This is a genomic window from Pseudorhodobacter wandonensis (assembly GCF_001202035.1).
In the GTDB taxonomy this organism is placed as follows: domain Bacteria; phylum Pseudomonadota; class Alphaproteobacteria; order Rhodobacterales; family Rhodobacteraceae; genus Pseudorhodobacter; species Pseudorhodobacter wandonensis.
In genome coordinates this window covers 15,462-28,832 of the sequence record NZ_LGHT01000025.1, presented here as the reverse complement: position 1 = coordinate 28,832, position 13,371 = coordinate 15,462, and the positions used below count along the sequence as shown (strand labels likewise).

At 57.7% G+C, this 13,371-nt stretch carries 13 protein-coding genes and 1 tRNA gene; 3 read left to right on the top strand and 11 right to left on the bottom strand.

What is annotated here, in order from left to right; translation table 11 throughout:
- Positions 1–143: 143 nt before the first annotated feature.
- Together AKU79_RS04175 and ndk are read right to left on the bottom strand one after the other, a co-directional pair.
- Positions 144–1,955: an ABC-F family ATP-binding cassette domain-containing protein gene (locus AKU79_RS04175; protein ID WP_050522329.1), complete on the bottom strand. Its 1,812-nt coding sequence runs from the start codon at positions 1,953–1,955 to the stop codon at positions 144–146.
- A gap of 124 nt (positions 1,956–2,079) precedes the next feature.
- Positions 2,080–2,502: a nucleoside-diphosphate kinase gene (gene ndk / locus AKU79_RS04170; protein WP_050522328.1), complete on the bottom strand. Its 423-nt coding sequence runs from the start codon at positions 2,500–2,502 to the stop codon at positions 2,080–2,082.
- A gap of 227 nt (positions 2,503–2,729) precedes the next feature.
- Here ndk and AKU79_RS04165 point away from each other — a divergent pair, with 227 nt between their 5' ends.
- The 3 genes from AKU79_RS04165 to AKU79_RS04155 all read left to right on the top strand — a co-directional run bounded on the left by AKU79_RS04165 (position 2,730) and on the right by AKU79_RS04155 (position 5,914).
- Positions 2,730–4,574 (top strand): ABC-F family ATP-binding cassette domain-containing protein, encoded by a 1,845-nt coding sequence (locus AKU79_RS04165; protein WP_050522327.1) that lies wholly within the window; start codon positions 2,730–2,732, stop codon positions 4,572–4,574.
- Positions 4,575–4,682: 108 nt separating this feature from the next.
- Positions 4,683–5,297, top strand: a complete 615-nt coding sequence (locus AKU79_RS04160; RefSeq protein ID WP_050522326.1) for a MarC family protein — start codon at positions 4,683–4,685, stop codon at positions 5,295–5,297.
- Positions 5,298–5,338: 41 nt separating this feature from the next.
- Entirely contained in the window at positions 5,339–5,914 is a 576-nt protein-coding gene (locus AKU79_RS04155) for a retropepsin-like aspartic protease family protein (RefSeq protein WP_050522325.1), read from the top strand.
- 12 nt (positions 5,915–5,926) lie between these two features.
- On the opposite strand, the gene AKU79_RS04150 is transcribed toward AKU79_RS04155, so the two are convergent.
- From AKU79_RS04150 to AKU79_RS04110, 9 genes are all read right to left on the bottom strand, one after another.
- Positions 5,927–6,003, bottom strand: a tRNA-Arg gene (locus tag AKU79_RS04150).
- A gap of 57 nt (positions 6,004–6,060) precedes the next feature.
- On the bottom strand, positions 6,061–7,281 hold the full coding sequence (locus AKU79_RS04145; RefSeq protein WP_050522722.1) for a cysteine desulfurase: 1,221 nt from the start codon (positions 7,279–7,281) through the stop codon (positions 6,061–6,063).
- A 2-nt stretch (positions 7,282–7,283) separates the two neighbouring features.
- Positions 7,284–7,871 (bottom strand): YIP1 family protein, encoded by a 588-nt coding sequence (locus AKU79_RS04140; protein WP_050522324.1) that lies wholly within the window; start codon positions 7,869–7,871, stop codon positions 7,284–7,286.
- Complete coding sequence (locus AKU79_RS04135) at positions 7,872–8,348, bottom strand: YIP1 family protein (RefSeq protein WP_050522323.1); 477 nt, start codon at positions 8,346–8,348, stop codon at positions 7,872–7,874.
- A gap of 6 nt (positions 8,349–8,354) precedes the next feature.
- Entirely contained in the window at positions 8,355–9,650 is a 1,296-nt protein-coding gene (locus tag AKU79_RS04130) for a SufB/SufD family protein (protein ID WP_050522322.1), read from the bottom strand.
- Positions 9,650–10,405 carry a Fe-S cluster assembly ATPase SufC gene (sufC, locus tag AKU79_RS04125; protein ID WP_050522321.1) on the bottom strand — a complete coding sequence of 252 codons (756 nt, stop codon included), beginning with the start codon at positions 10,403–10,405 and terminating at the stop codon, positions 9,650–9,652. The genes AKU79_RS04130 and sufC overlap by 1 nt, the downstream gene beginning before the upstream one ends.
- 53 nt (positions 10,406–10,458) lie before the next feature.
- Positions 10,459–10,770 carry a heavy metal-binding domain-containing protein gene (locus AKU79_RS04120; protein WP_050522320.1) on the bottom strand — a complete coding sequence of 104 codons (312 nt, stop codon included), beginning with the start codon at positions 10,768–10,770 and terminating at the stop codon, positions 10,459–10,461.
- Entirely contained in the window at positions 10,767–12,284 is a 1,518-nt protein-coding gene (gene sufB / locus AKU79_RS04115; protein WP_050522319.1) for a Fe-S cluster assembly protein SufB, read from the bottom strand. Before sufB ends, AKU79_RS04120 begins: the two co-directional genes overlap by 4 nt.
- A 37-nt stretch (positions 12,285–12,321) precedes the next feature.
- Positions 12,322–13,365, bottom strand: a complete 1,044-nt coding sequence (locus tag AKU79_RS04110; RefSeq protein WP_050522318.1) for a cysteine desulfurase family protein — start codon at positions 13,363–13,365, stop codon at positions 12,322–12,324.
- Positions 13,366–13,371 lie beyond the last annotated feature (6 nt).

Sequence of the window (13,371 nt, the reverse complement as noted above, 5' to 3'; positions counted from 1 at the left end):
CCGCCTACGGTGACAACCCCTACCTAGTACAAAGGTTCCAACATGTTAGCCCCCCTCACAGGCCTGTGATTGGCTTGGGGCCCGATGCGCCCAAAGCCGCCTATGCCGTGGGCAAAACCGGCAACAGCTTGCCGAAATCCGGTCTAGATCGCCGCTTTTTCCTCAAGCGCCATCCATTCCTCTTCCAGCGCGGCCAGTTGCGTCTGACGCTCGGCCATCATTTCCGAGGCTTTGCGGAATTTCACCGGCTCTTTGGTGAACAAATCATCCGATTCGAGCAACTCGCCCAGCTTGGAAATCTCGGCTTCCATCTTGGCGATCAGGTCGGGCAGGTTTTCCAGCCGCTTGCGCTCGGTAAAGGACAAGGTGTCCACGCGCTTTGCCTCGGGTTTGGCGACCGGCGCAGAGGTTGCTTTGGGTTTAAACGTTTCCTCGGGCGCCCATTCGGTATCGCGCTGGTCCATGTAATCCGACCAACCGCCGGGGAACACCCCAACACGGCCATTCCCTTCCAACGCCACAGTCGAGGTGGCAACGCGGTCGATGAAATCGCGGTCGTGGCTGACCAGCAGCACGGTACCGTCATAATCGCCCAAGATATCTTGCAGCAAGTCCAGCGTTTCTACATCAAGATCGTTGGTCGGTTCGTCCAAAATCAACAGGTTGGACGGTTTCGCCATAATCCGCGCCAACAAAAGCCGCGCCTTTTCACCACCCGAAAGCGAGCGCACCGGTGCCCGCGCCTGCGCCTCGTTAAACAAGAAATCCTTAAGGTATCCGACAACATGCTTGGGGTTGCCGCGTACCATCACCTGATCGGAACTGCCCGAAACGGCCATCGTCGGGTCGTTGGTCAGGTTGTCCCAAAGGCTGGCATTGGGGTCAAGCTGGGCGCGCGTTTGGTCAAACACCGCGACATCCAGATTGGTGCCAAGCGTGATCGTGCCTGCATCGGGTGCAATCTCGCCTGTCAGCATTTTCAGCAAAGTGGTTTTGCCGATACCGTTCGGGCCGACAAAGGCGATGCGGTCGCCGCGTAGCACCCGCAGATCAAGGTTTTCAACGATTTTCGTATCGCCAAAGGATTTGAAAATCCCCTTGGCCTCCACCACGCGCTTGCCCGAGGTGGTGCCCGATTCCAGCGCGAGTTGCGCAGTACCCTGACGGCGGATCTGGCTTGCGCGCTCGGCCCGCAAATCGGCCAAGGCCCGCACACGGCCCTGGTTACGCTTGCGCCGCGCCGAAATACCTTCGACCGCCCAACGCGCCTCGGCCTTGATCTTGCGGTCCAGCTTGTGGCGTTGTTCGTCTTCTTCGGCCCAAACGGTTTCGCGCCATTCCTCAAACCCGTCAAACCCGGATTCGCGGCGGCGTACCTGCCCGCGGTCTATCCACAGCGTTGCACGGGTCAGCGCCTTAAGAAAAGCGCGGTCGTGGCTGATAAGGACAAAGGCGGTGCGGGTGGATTTCAGCTCTTCTTCCAGCCATTGAATGGCCTGAATATCCAGGTGGTTGGTTGGCTCGTCCAGCAGCATCAGCTCGGGCGCCTCGGCCATCAAACGCGCCAGCGCCGCACGACGGCGTTCCCCGCCCGAAGCAGATGTAACCAGCGTTTCGGGGTTAAATTTCAACCCTTCGGCCACCATCGCCACCTTATACTCTTCACCCTCGGGCAGATTGGCGGCAGCGTAATCACCCAAAGTCGTATAGGCCGACAAGTCCGGGTCTTGTTCCATATAGCCGACGGTCACGCCGGGCGGCACAACACGGGTGCCGGCATCCGGTTCGGTCAGCCCTGCCATAACCTTCATCAAAGTGGATTTGCCCGATCCGTTGCGCCCGACAAGCGCCACGCGATCACCGGGATGCACCACCAGATCAAGGTCATCGAATACCGGATTGCCGCCATAGGTCAGCATGATACCGGAAAGTTGCAAAAGCGGAGCGCGGGCCATGGGAGTTCACTTCGGCCGTTGGCCATAATGGCGGACGCCGGGGGTTTTGCACCCCCGGACCCCCGCAGGATATTTGCGGATAGATGATTTGGGGCGCAGGATTTGGCCCCGCGCCCCGAAGCGATTAGCCGACCAGTTCAAGGCCCGAGAAGTAGAACGAAATCTCGCGGGCGGCAGCTTCCGGGCTGTCGGAACCGTGAACCGAGTTTTCGCCAACCGAGAGAGCAAATTCCTTGCGGATGGTGCCTTCGTCTGCGTTTGCAGGGTTGGTTGCGCCCATAACTTCGCGGTTTTTCAGAATGGCGCCTTCGCCTTCCAGAACCTGCACGATGATTGGGGCCGAAGACATGAACTCTACCAGCTCACCATAAAACGGGCGTGCTGCGTGTTCGGCATAAAACGCGCCAGCCTGTGCAGGCGACAGGTGAATGCGCTTTTGTGCGACGATGCGCAGACCAGCCTCTTCGAACTTGGCGTTGATTTTGCCAGTCAGGTTGCGGTTGGTTGCATCGGGTTTGATCATCGAAAGGGTGCGTTCTACGGCCATGATATTCTCACTTTAATATTGCGCGGGGGGCCCCGCGTGACGTTTGTGGGCGCCTGCTATCACGCGCGAACGGGGTTGAAAAGGCCTGCGATCATGTCAGATTCGCGCCAGAGGCGGTGCGACTTGGCGCTACAAAGCGGCGTGCCCGTGTTATCTGCCCGAGGTGGCCTGTATTATCCGCCTGAGATGGATTGACCTTCGTCCCCAGTTCGGGCAAGGCGTGCCCCATGTTACGCATTTCAGATATCAGCTATTCCGTCGAAGGCCGCCCCTTGTTTGCGGGCGCTTCTGCAACGATTCCCACCGGCCATAAGGTTGGCCTTGTTGGCCGCAATGGTGCAGGTAAAACCACGCTCTTCCGCCTTATCCGGGGCGAACTGGCGCTGGAAGGCGGCGACATTTCGATGCCTGCCCGCTCGCGTATTGGGGGCGTGGCACAAGAGGTGCCGTCGTCTTCGACCACCCTGCTGCAAACCGTGTTGCAAGCCGATACCGAGCGCGAATCCCTGTTGGCCGAGGCCGAAACCGCCACAGACCCGCATCGCATCGCCGAGGTACAGGCCCGCCTGAACGATATTGACGCCTGGTCAGCCGAAGGGCGCGCGGCCTCGATCCTGAAAGGCTTGGGCTTTGACGCCGAGGCGCAACTGCGCCCCTGTTCCGATTTTTCGGGCGGGTGGCGGATGCGTGTGGCGCTGGCGGGGGTGCTGTTTGCGCAACCCGATTTCCTGCTGCTCGATGAGCCGACAAACTATCTGGACCTTGAAGGGGCGCTGTGGCTGGAAAGCTATCTGGCAAAATACCCGCACACAGTCATCATCATTTCGCACGATCGCGGGCTGCTGAACCGCGCTGTGCAGGGAATTTTGCACCTTGATGAGAAAAAGCTGACCTATTGGACCGGCCCTTACGACCAGTTTGCCCGCCAAATGGCTGAACGTCGCGCCGTTTTGCAGGCCGAGGCCAAAAAGCAAGAAGCCCGCCGCGCGCATTTGCAGAGCTTTGTGGACCGGTTCAAGGCCAAAGCATCCAAGGCCGTTCAGGCGCAAAGCCGCGTGAAAATGCTGGAAAAGATGGAAACCATTACGCCGCCCGAAGAGGCGCGCAAACAGGTTTTCACCTTCCCCGAGCCGGAAGAACTGTCGCCGCCGATCATCAACATGGATGGGGTGTCTGTCGGCTATGATGGCCCGCCGATTTTGCGCAACCTGTCCCTGCGCATCGACCAAGATGACCGCATCGCCCTGCTGGGCCGCAATGGTGAAGGAAAGTCTACACTTTCCAAACTGTTAGCAGGTAAACTTAAGCCAATGTCGGGCAAGATGACGCAAAGCAGCAAGCTGCGCATCGGCTATTTTGCCCAGCATCAGGTGGATGAGCTTTTCATCGATGAAACGCCGTTGCAGCATTTGCAACGTATGCGCCCTGCCGAAGGCCAACCCCGGCTGCGTGCCCGCCTTGCGGGGTTTGGATTGCTGGCCGATCAGGCAGAAACCGCAGTCGGGCGGCTGTCGGGTGGTCAAAAAGCGCGGCTTTCGTTGTTGCTCGCCACGCTGGAGGCGCCGCATCTGCTGATTTTGGACGAACCGACCAACCACCTTGATATGGAAAGCCGCGAGGCCCTGGTTGAGGCGTTGACCCAATACTCCGGCGCGGTTGTGCTGGTTAGCCACGATATGCACCTGCTCGGGCTGGTCGCTGACCGGCTGTGGCTGGTCAAAGGCGGCGCGGTTTCACCCTATGGCGAGGATTTGGAAGCCTATCGCAAGCAATTGCTGGCCGGCGATGAAACCGCCAAGCCGGTCAAAGCTGTTGAAAAGCCCAAAAAAGCCAGCCGCGATGAAGTCATGGCGTTGCGGGCCGATGTGCGCAAATGCGAAGAGCGTTTGACAAAGCTGAACGATATGCGCGACAAACTGGCAAAGAAACTGGCCGACCCCGCGCTATATGAACCCGAGCGTTTGGGCGAAATGGAAACCTGGCAAAAGAAATATGCCGAGGTGATGGAAGGCCTGGACCGTGCCGAAGCGATGTGGCTGAAAGCACAGGAAAAGCTGGAAAACGTGGCCTAGACACGAATTTTCGACGAAAATTCTGATTTTTCTGCGAAAAATCAAAGGTAGGTATTTGAGCCAAGATGAAAGCAGGCGACAGTACACTCACCTGAACAGGAGGGATTTGTGGAAACTGCATTCTTGATTACCGCTTTTGCGACGTTGTTTGTAGTGATCGACCCGCCAGGCCTGATTCCGATGTTCATCGCGCTGACACCTGGAATGACCGCGGCACGGCGGCGTGAAATCGGGTTGCGCGCCTGCGTTGTCGCGATCGTGATCCTTACCCTGTTTGGTTTATTGGGCGAGGCGGTGCTTGGCTTTATTGGCATTTCGATGTCTGCATTTCGGATTGCAGGCGGGATTTTGCTGTTTCTGACAGCGCTGGACATGTTGTTTGAACGCCGCACCCAACGCCGTGAAGGCCAGGCCACCGTTCATGATCATGACCCTTCGGTCTTTCCTATTGCGATTCCGCTTATCGCTGGCCCCGGTGCGATTGCGACCATGATCCTTTTGGTGGGCGAGGCAGGCAGTTGGCAAGGCACGCTTGCGGTACATGTAGTGATGATTGTGGTCGTCTTGATGGCATTCTTGCTGTTCCTGATCGCGGGCCCATTGGAAAACGCTTTGGGCCGGACAGGCACAGTTGTGATTACACGGCTTTTGGGGATGCTTCTGGCCGCGCTATCTGTGCAATTCGTGATTGATGGCATTATCGGCACCGGGTTGATCGGCTAGGCCAGCTGCCCCATATCGAAGCAAGACAAGCGGAGACAGCGATGGACGGCGAGATTTTCGGGCGCGTGCTTTACCTAGGCCTTATTATCGTGGCCGTTGGCAGCTACTTGCTGGTCGAATTTCGCGGGCGCATGGGCCAGATGATGCGCGGATTGATGTCTTGGGGGTTGATTATCGTTGGCCTGATGGCGGGCTATGGCCTGTGGCAGGATATGGGCGGCAGCTTTACCCCCCGCCAAACCATTGCAGCGCAAGGCGAAATCACCCTGCCCCGCGCCCGCGACGGCCATTACTACCTTACCTTAGAGATTGCAGGGCAACCCGTTGAATTCATGGTTGATACTGGTGCCAGCTCGGTTGTCCTGACGCGAGAGGATGCCCAGAAACTGGGCATAGACCCCGACACGCTCGTCTATCTTGGCACGGCGCAAACGGCCAATGGCATCGTGCGCACGGCCCGTGTGACCTTGGATGATGTTCGTCTGGGCAGTTTCACCGACCCCACGTTGACAGCCTATGTCAACGATGGCGATATGGGTGGCTCACTGCTGGGGATGGATTACCTTGGCCAGTTCCACATCGAGATTGCGGCCGACCGTATGGTGTTACGCCGTTAACAATTAGGGAAATGGCGCACCCAGCACGATTCGAACGTGCGACCTTTGCCTTCGGAGGGCAACGCTCTATCCAGCTGAGCTATGGGTGCCGATAGCGCCTAGGTAGCGAATGGCGGGCCGAGTTGCAACGGGTTATTTGCCCAAAATCAACCAAACAGCTCGTGACAAAATTCCAGCGCTTCAACCAGCCTATCCGCCTCTTCTACAGTGTTATACATGGCGAATGACGCGCGGCAGGTTGCGCCAACGCCCATATGCTCTAACAGCGGCATCGCGCAATGGGTACCGGCCCGTACTGCAACCCCGCGTTTGTCGAGGATGGTCGAAATATCATGCGGATGGGCGCCGCCTTGCAGGGTAAAGCTGAAAATTGCCCCTTTATCGGCCGAATTTCCCTGCACATTCAGCCAGTTCAATCCTGCCAAACGGTCGCGGGTATAGTCGCGCAACTGGCGTTCATGGGCGGCAATCGCCTGCATCCCGATGCCCGACATATAGTCCAACGCGACGCCCATGCCGATTTGCTGGATGATCCCGGGTGTGCCTGCCTCAAACTTCATCGGCGCGTCATTGTAAATCACAGTGTCACGCGTCACCTCGCGGATCATGTCGCCGCCACCCAGAAAGGGCCGCATCTCATTCATCCGTGCCGCACGAATATAGATCGCGCCCGAACCCGAAGGTCCGTAAAGCTTGTGCCCTGTAATCGCGTAGAAATCGCAGCCGATTGCCGCCACATCCACCGGCATATGAACCGCGGCCTGCGACCCATCAACCAACGTCGCCACGCCTTTCGCACGCGCGGCTTGGCAGATGCTGGTCACATCCACCACTGTACCCGTCACGTTTGACATCTGCGTCACGGCAACCAGTTTCGTGCGCGGGCCAATTGCATCGATCACCGCTTGCGGATCAAGATCGCCATTGGCGTCACATTCCACCCATTTCAGCACCACCCCCAAGCGTTCGCGCAGAAAATGCCACGGCACGATATTGGCGTGATGCTCGAGTATCGACAGAACAATCTCATCGCCGGCCTGCAGGCGTGGCGCGGCCCAGGCATAGGAAATCAGGTTGATGCCCTCGGTCGCCCCGGTGGTAAACACAATCTCATGCTCGGACCCTGCGTTCAAAAACCGCGCAACCTTGCCGCGCACCGCCTCATACTTATCGGTCGCTAGGTTGGAAAGGTAATGTAACCCACGGTGAACATTGGCATATTCATGCGAATAGCCCTGCGTCATCGCGTCGATCACCACCTGCGGCTTTTGCGCCGAGGCGCCGTTATCCAGATAAACCAAAGGTCTGTCATTCACGCGGCGCGTCAGAATTGGAAAGTCGGCGCGGATGGTCTGCACATCAAACATGGTCATGCTCCTGCTGTGCCGATTAGCATCGCAAATACTGTCGCAAGCACAAACGACAACGCGAACAGGGTCAGCACAATTCCGGCAAACACCATGCCGAGGCTGCGAAACTGGTGCAGTTCAGCGACGAAATTCGTCAGCAACCACAAAAACAAAACAAGGCCGAGCACACCCAGCATCGCCGCCATTGATGGCATCAAGATTTCCACCACCAGCTGCACAGCCTGCAAGCAAAGCAGGATGAATTGCAGCCAAGCCACCAAAATCACCGCTCCGCCAAGGGTGCCCACGCCACCGCGCCACCGGCCCAGCTTGTCAATCGCATGTACTGAAATCAGCAAAACCACCCATTGCAGCATCGCCGTCCGTATCGGGCTGCCCATTGCGGCGCCCCAAAAATCCTGCGCGTCCTGCGGCATCATCGCAAAGCTGATATGTGTCAGCAATGTCGATCCAACCGCCATCAGCAGCAGCGCCATCCAGCCCACAGCAGGGGCAAAGCCCATACGCAAAACCGTCGCCGCCCCGGTGCGCGGGGCCTTGATCGTCTCGCGCACCATGCGCAGCAAAAAGGCTGGGGTCAGCTCCATTTACCGTTCCGCCTCTATCAAATTCATAATCCAAAAGCCCAGAAATGCCGCCGTCGTGACAACCGTCACCGAGACCAGCGCAGGCCCCGGCCCGATCATCCCTTTGACCAATCCAAGCAACAACATCAAAGGACTAACCGTAACCAGCGCCCAAAACAACGCCAGCCGCGCGCGATAGTGATCGCCCTGCCCGCCCAAGGCCTTGGCGATCCAGTGACCAATGGCAGCCAGTAAATACCACAGCGGAATGAACGCCAGCATACCCATGCCAATCGCCAGCATCTGCGCCGAAATCGGCATCTCGGGCGTGTAGAATGCATTGCGGCTGGCACCCGGCCATTGCGCGACAAAGGCCACGATCATAAACGCGATCAGCAGCGAAAACGCCCAAGGTTCAGACCGGCCCCGCGCCAGATGCGATTGCATCACACGACGCGGGCTGTGCCAAGAGCGCACAATATCCGTGGTCACCGGCATGTCAGGTTACGCCCTCTCATGCCGATGCAGCCAGTCTTCCATCCGCTCGCGGATCTCTTCGGCCAAGGTCTCATCCTCGATCTCGGCAATCGCTTCGGCCAAAAAGGCCAAAACCAGCAGGGTTTGCGCAACCCGCTTTTCGACGCCGCGCGATTGCAGATAAAACAGCGCGGTTTCATCAATCGCCCCCGAGGTCGAGCCGTGGCTGCAGATCACGTCATCTGCGTAAATCTCCAGCTCTGGCTTGGCCAGAAACTGGCTGTCATCGTCCAGCAACAAGGATTGGCTGATCTGGTAGCCATCGGTTTTCTGCGCCCCGGCCTTAACCAAAATCTTGCCCTGAAACACGCCAACTGCGCCGTTTTTTAGAACCTTTTTAAACACTTGGCGGCTTTCACATCGCTCGGCGTCATGGGTCACGAACACCGTGTCATCATGGTGAAACGCGCCGTCGCCGACACAAGCCCCCGCCACATGCGCCACCGCATCGTCGCCCGTAAACTCGATCACCGCTTCGTTGCGGGTCAGGCGGCCGTTCATCGACAGGGTAAAGCTTTTGAACAGCGTGTTCTCGGCAAGACGCGCGAAAATATGGGTTAGCAATTGCTTGCCATGCGACCGGCCTTGCGGGCGGATATGGTGCAATTTGCCCCCCGCTTCGACCTGCGCCTCCATCACGATATTGCTGCGCGCACCCGTAATTCCGGTTTCCAGAAGGGTTAGCTCCGCGCCACTCTCAACCTTGATACAATGATGCAAGATCGGGTCAGAAGTCGTTGAATTCTGACGATAAGAAATGTGAATTGGCTTTGGCGCCGTACCCGTCACGCGGATCAACAGCCCTTCGGTGGCAGCCGCCGTGTTCAACGCCGCAAACGGGCGTGGCACGGGTTTCTGCCCTGCCGCTTCAAGCGTGCCATAAAGCGCGCTTGCCCAATGGATGTCTTGCGCGCCCGCTTGCGACAACAGCGTGATCTCAACGCCGGCAAGCTCTGGCTTGTCCGATGCCGCGGCATCAAAGACCCCATCAACAAAGACAAGACGCACCTTGTCCTTATCGGTAAAAATCGGCTTTTCAACGATCAAAGGTGCAGATTCGCTGGCGGTTTCGGCGTTGAACACTGCCGGATCCGTATAGCGCCAATATTCGTCACGACGTCCGGGCAGGCCCATGCTTTCTAGGCGGGCAAGCGCGGCTTTGCGCGCGGCAGGTGCAAAACCGCCCGCTGCCAGATCCAGCGAACCAAGCCGAGCCGCCAGCGCATCGGTTTTTTCCTGTGCCTGTTTTTGTAACTGGGCCATTACACAACCTCAGCCAGAATATCCGCATAGCCGTTCTGCTCAACTTCCAGCGCCAGTTCCGGCCCACCGGTTTTTACAATCCGGCCGTCGGCCATGATGTGTACAACATCGGGTTTAATATGGTCCAGAAGTCGTTGATAATGCGTGATAACAAGGAAAGACCGCCCGGCATCGCGCAGCGCGTTCACGCCTTCGGAAACCAGTTTCATCGCGTCAACATCAAGACCCGAGTCTGTTTCATCCAAGATGCACATCTTGGGTTCCAGCATCGCCATTTGCAAAATCTCGTTACGCTTTTTCTCGCCACCCGAAAAGCCCACGTTTACCGGGCGCTTCATCATTTCGGCGTCGATTTTCAGCGCCTTGGCCTTTTCGCGCACCAGCTTCAAAAAGTCACCGGCCGAAATTTCTTCTTCGCCACGTGCCTTGCGCTGTGCGTTCACTGCAGTGCGCAGAAAGGTCATGTTGCCAACGCCCGGAATCTCCACAGGGTATTGAAACGCAAGGAAAAGCCCCGCCGCCGCGCGCGCTTCGGGTTCCATGTCCAACAGCTCGACGCCCTCCAGCATGGCCGAGCCTTCGGTCACTTCATACCCGCCCTTGCCCGACAGCACGTAAGACAACGTCGATTTGCCCGACCCGTTCGGCCCCATGATCGCATGCACTTCACCCGAACCAATCTTCAGGTCCACCCCTTTCAGGATAACCTTATCTTCTTCTTCAAGTTTGACGTGCAGGTTCTTGATTTCCAGCATTTTTTCCTCGTTCTCATTCCTTAGGCCCATGGCCAAAATTCTAAAATGGCGGGTTAACCCAAAACCACAGCGGTGCCCGATGCCGAAACCATCAGCATGTTGTTGATCACCTCATAATCAAGGTCTACCCCAACAACCGCAGTCGCCCCTTTGGCCCGCGCCCGCGCTTCCATTTCCGCCAGCGCTGTCTCTCGTGCATCGGCCAGCTTGGACTCATACGCGCCAGAGCGCCCGCCGATGATATCGGTAATGCCCGCAAACAGATCGCGCACGATATTGGCCCCCATGATGGCCTCGCCCGTCACGATGCCCTTGTAATCGGCAATCTGATAGCCCTCGATCGAAGGCGTGGTTGTCACAATCATCCGACCGACCCTTCCAGCGAAATTGCAACCAACGCCTGCGCTTCCATCGCAAACTCCATGGGCAAGCTCTGCAATACTTCCTTGCAGAACCCGTTGACCACCAGCGCCACGGCCTCTTCCTCATCCATCCCGCGCGAACGGCAATAGAACAGCTGGTCATCATCCACCTTGCTGGTCGTCGCCTCATGCTCCACACGGGAAGAGTTGTTCTTGACCTCGATATAAGGCACCGTATGCGCCCCGCACTTATCACCGATCAGCAAGCTGTCGCATTGGGTATAATTGCGTGATTCCTTGGCCTTAGGGTGCATACTTACCAAACCACGGTAAGTGTTCTGCGCCCGTCCGGCCGAAATCCCCTTAGACACAATCCGCGATTTTGTGCGCTTGCCCAGATGGATCATCTTGGTGCCGGTATCGGCCTGCTGCGCATTATTCGCAATCGCAATCGAATAAAACTCACCCTGGCTGTCATCGCCGCGCAAGATGCAAGACGGGTATTTCCACGTAATCGCCGACCCCGTTTCCACCTGCGTCCACATCACCTTGGCCCGATCACCACGGCAATCGGCCCGCTTGGTCACAAAGTTGAAAATCCCGCCAACGCCGTTTTCATCGCCCGGATACCAGTTTTGCACTGTCGAGTATTTCACCTCGGCGTCTTCCATGATCACAATCTCAACCACGGCCGCGTGCAACTGGTTGGTATCGCGTTTCGGCGCGGTGCAGCCCTCTAGGTAGGACACATAGGCGCCCTTATCACAGATAATCAACGTCCGCTCGAACTGCCCTGTATTTTCAGCATTAATCCGGAAATAGGTGCTCAACTCCATCGGGCAACGCGTCCCCGGCGGAATGTAGACAAACGACCCATCCGAGAATACAGCCGAGTTCAGCGTCGCGAAAAAGTTATCCGTCTGCGGCACAACCGACCCGATGTATTTCTTTACCAATTCCGGATGCTCGCGCACCGCTTCGGAAATCGAACAGAAAATCACGCCTGCTTTGGCCAGCTCGGCCTGAAAGGTCGTACCCAAGGACACAGAGTCAAACACCGCATCCACAGCCACTTGGCGCGGCGCTTCCGCACCTTCAACACCGGCCAGAAGCATCTGTTCTTGCAACGGAATCCCCAGCTTGGCATAGGTCGCCAACAGCTTCGGGTCCACCTCATCCAAGGACTTCGGCTTTACATCCATGCTCTTGGGCTTGGCATAGTAATAAATGTCTTGGTAATCGATTTCCGGATAGTTCAGCATCGCCCAATCGGGTTCTACCATCTCAACCCAGCGCCGATAGGCCGCCAAGCGCCATTCCAGCATCCACTCCGGCTCGTCATTCTTGGCCGAGATCAGCCGCACGATATCTTCATTCACACCTTTCGGCGCAAAATCCATCTCGATCTCGGTTTCCCAACCATGTTGATAGGTGCCGGCCATCGCGTTCACGGTTTCCACCGTCTCGCGGTCCACGCCGTCGCGCACTTCGGTTTCCAGCTTTGGCATCGCCGTCATCTCGGTCTCTCCTTGCCGGGCCTCTTGCCCGCTTCCGTCAGCCCCGCCGTGCGCGGTGCTTGTTATAATGTTTTGCCCAGGTTTCCGCAAAGCGCAGAACCATCTCTTCCGTCACGCCCGGCCCGATAGATATCCGAACCGCCGAGGCCGCCAGATCATCCTCAAACCCCATACTGCGCAAAACGCGGCTTGCCCGCACCTTGCCCGATGAACAGGCCGACCCCGCCGAAATGGCAAAACCGGCAAGATCCATCTGCATCACCTGCGTCTCACCCCGCCAACCGGGGGCAATCAGGCACAGAGTATTCGGAAGCCGCGCAACCTCTTTCCCGACAAAAATAGTATCTTTTGTCAGGGCAGACAATGCCTTTTCTAGAATATTTCTAAATTGGCCAATTTCTTCCCAAACACCATTGGCCAAATCCCGCGCCGCCGCCTCGGCCGCCGCGCCAAATCCGGCAATGCCAATGATGTTTTCGGTGCCTGCGCGGCGGCCCATTTCTTGCCCGCCACCTTTGATTTGCGCTGGCAAATCAAGCCCTTGCTTTAGTGCCACAGCACCCACACCTTTGGGTCCGCCCAACTTATGCGCCGATACCAACCCTGCCGCACATCCCAGCCAGTTAAAGGCCAAAGGCACCTTGCCAAAGGCCTGCGTCAGGTCAGAAACCGCCAAACCCTGCGGCAAATCCTGTAAAATCCCCGTTTCGGAATTGGCCAGTTGCACAGCTGATACCGCCGGATCGGGCACCGCAACCCGCCCCAAACCATCCACGGCCAAATCAACAGCGCACCAACTGGTTACCGCATCATGCTCAACATCTGCGCAATGCAACCCCCGCCCCGCACAGACCAGCGCCGCCCCTTCGGTCGCCGAGCCGACAAATACAATGTCAGCACCCTCAGCACCAAGCGCCGCCGCCACCTGCCCGCGCGCGCGCTCAACCAAGGCCTTCGCCGCACGCCCTTCGGCATGAACCGACGAAGGGTTGCCCACCACATCCATCGCCGCACGCATTGCCGCGCGCGCCTCGGCCCGCAAAGGCGTGGTTGCGTTCCAATCGAGATAGACCCGTGCCATCACGTC

What these genes read in the sequence shown, in the direction of transcription:
- AKU79_RS04175 (WP_050522329.1), bottom strand. Translation starts at nt 1,955, where the DNA reads ATGGCCCGCGCTCCGCTTTTGCAACTTTCCGGTATCATGCTGACCTAT.
- ndk (WP_050522328.1), bottom strand. Translation starts at nt 2,502, where the DNA reads ATGGCCGTAGAACGCACCCTTTCGATGATCAAACCCGATGCAACCAAC.
- AKU79_RS04165 (WP_050522327.1), top strand. Translation starts at nt 2,730, where the DNA reads ATGTTACGCATTTCAGATATCAGCTATTCCGTCGAAGGCCGCCCCTTG.
- AKU79_RS04155 (WP_050522325.1), top strand. Translation starts at nt 5,339, where the DNA reads ATGGACGGCGAGATTTTCGGGCGCGTGCTTTACCTAGGCCTTATTATC.
- AKU79_RS04145 (WP_050522722.1), bottom strand. Translation starts at nt 7,281, where the DNA reads ATGTTTGATGTGCAGACCATCCGCGCCGACTTTCCAATTCTGACGCGC.
- AKU79_RS04140 (WP_050522324.1), bottom strand. Translation starts at nt 7,871, where the DNA reads ATGGAGCTGACCCCAGCCTTTTTGCTGCGCATGGTGCGCGAGACGATC.
- AKU79_RS04135 (WP_050522323.1), bottom strand. Translation starts at nt 8,348, where the DNA reads ATGCCGGTGACCACGGATATTGTGCGCTCTTGGCACAGCCCGCGTCGT.
- AKU79_RS04130 (WP_050522322.1), bottom strand. Translation starts at nt 9,650, where the DNA reads ATGGCCCAGTTACAAAAACAGGCACAGGAAAAAACCGATGCGCTGGCG.
- sufC (WP_050522321.1), bottom strand. Translation starts at nt 10,405, where the DNA reads ATGCTGGAAATCAAGAACCTGCACGTCAAACTTGAAGAAGAAGATAAG.
- AKU79_RS04120 (WP_050522320.1), bottom strand. Translation starts at nt 10,770, where the DNA reads ATGATTGTGACAACCACGCCTTCGATCGAGGGCTATCAGATTGCCGAT.
- sufB (WP_050522319.1), bottom strand. Translation starts at nt 12,284, where the DNA reads ATGACGGCGATGCCAAAGCTGGAAACCGAAGTGCGCGACGGCGTGGAC.
- AKU79_RS04110 (WP_050522318.1), bottom strand. Translation starts at nt 13,365, where the DNA reads ATGGCACGGGTCTATCTCGATTGGAACGCAACCACGCCTTTGCGGGCC.